The 1497-nt window shown below is 40.3% G+C and carries 1 protein-coding gene; it reads left to right on the top strand.

What is annotated here, in order from left to right:
- Positions 1–122 precede the first annotated feature (122 nt).
- Positions 123–1460: a transcription termination factor Rho gene (gene rho, locus JQM82_RS15590; protein ID WP_235251330.1), complete on the top strand. Its 1338-nt coding sequence runs from the start codon at positions 123–125 to the stop codon at positions 1458–1460.
- Positions 1461–1497: the final 37 nt, after the last annotated feature.

The raw sequence follows: 1497 nt of genomic DNA on the forward strand, positions 1-1497 counted from the left end.
ATAATATCCTATATTAATATTTCCATATCGTCATTTCAGACGAATTTCTCCAGTAATAACACATGATTAATATGAAAATTAATATGAAATATAAAAATATTATTATGAAAGGATAGAATAGAATGAGAGAAAAATATGAATCATTACCTTTGGCAACATTAAAGGATCTTGCAAAGGCAAGAGGATTAAAGGGAATATCTGCAATGAAAAAAGCAGAGCTGATTGAATGTATGCTTGAGGAAGATGAAAAAGAAAAAAAGGCATCCAGAGAAACCGTAAAGGAAATGTCTGCAAATACAGGAGATAAAGAAGTCCATGATATAGACAAGCTTGACAGTGGTGTAACTGTACATGGAATTCTGGAGGTTATGCCGGATGGATATGGATTTATCAGAAGTGATAATTACCTTCCGGGAGAAAATGACGTATATGTGTCACCTTCCCAGATTCGCAGATTTAATCTGAAGACGGGAGATATTCTGGAGGGAAATACAAGAATTAAGACACAGCAGGAAAAGTTCAGCGCACTTCTATATCTGACCAAAATTAATGAAATGGATCCAATGAGAGCAATGCGCAGAGGAAATTTTGAAGACATGACTCCAATCTTCCCGGATGAAAGGCTTCGCCTTGAGTGTGGTAAGACCAGTACGGCAATGCGGATCGTGGATCTGCTGTCTCCGATCGGAAAAGGGCAAAGAGGTATGATCGTATCTCCTCCGAAAGCAGGAAAGACGACCCTCTTAAAACAGGTGGCATTGTCTGTTCAGAAAAATAATCCTGAGATTCATCTGCTGATTCTCCTGATTGATGAACGTCCGGAAGAAGTAACAGATATCAAAGAGTCTATTGCGGGGAAAAATGTGGAAGTTATCTATTCTACGTTTGATGAGCTTCCGGAGCATCATAAACGAGTATCTGAGATGGTGATCGAACGTGCAAAACGTCTGGTGGAGCATAAAAAAGATGTTATGATCCTTCTTGACAGTATTACAAGACTGGCAAGAGCATATAACCTGACTGTACCGCCATCAGGAAGAACGTTGTCAGGAGGTCTCGATCCGGCTGCACTTCACATGCCGAAACGATTCTTTGGAGCCGCAAGAAATATGCGTGAAGGCGGAAGTCTTACGATCCTTGCAACGGCACTGGTAGATACCGGAAGTAAAATGGACGATGTTGTATATGAAGAGTTCAAGGGTACCGGTAATATGGAACTGGTACTTGATCGTAAGCTGTCAGAAAAAAGAGTATTTCCTGCAATTGATATTCCGAAGTCCGGGACAAGAAGAGAAGATCTTCTTCTTACCAGAGAAGAGCAGGAGGCAGTGGACAGCATGCGCCGTGCTTTGAACGGACTGCGTCCGGAAGAAGCGGTGGATAATATTCTGAACATGTTTACCAGAACACATAATAATGCAGAATTGATACAAATGGTAAAAAAGACAAAATTAATCTAGACAAAGGCAATTATATGTGCTACCTGCCTCTTATAGA

Origin of the sequence: Faecalicatena contorta (assembly GCF_021531995.1) — a bacterium.
Classification (GTDB): domain Bacteria; phylum Bacillota; class Clostridia; order Lachnospirales; family Lachnospiraceae; genus Dorea_A; species Dorea_A contorta_A.